1 tRNA gene is annotated in these 227 nt (G+C 43.6%); it reads right to left on the bottom strand.

Annotation, left to right across the window (positions count from 1 at the left end):
* Nucleotides 1–151: 151 nt before the first annotated feature.
* Nucleotides 152–227: transfer RNA gene (locus AOA59_RS00015), tRNA-Ala, on the bottom strand.

Genomic DNA, 227 nt, shown 5'->3' on the forward strand with positions numbered 1-227 from the left:
ACCTTAGCCTGATCCGTTACCAGTGAAAGTAACGTTCAGTCTATCTTTCTATCACATACCCAAATTTTTAAAGAACGATCTAATCAAAGACTAGAAATCAATATTCACTTCAGAATATTCATTTCTAAACTCTAACAGCAGAAGCAGTTAATGGTGGAGCCAAACGGGATCGAACCGTTGACCTCCTGCGTGCAAGGCAGGCGCTCTCCCAGCTGAGCTATGGCCCC

Source organism: Pseudomonas sp. 2822-15 (assembly GCF_002742515.1).
Taxonomy (GTDB): Bacteria; Pseudomonadota; Gammaproteobacteria; order Pseudomonadales; family Pseudomonadaceae; genus Aquipseudomonas; species Aquipseudomonas salomonii.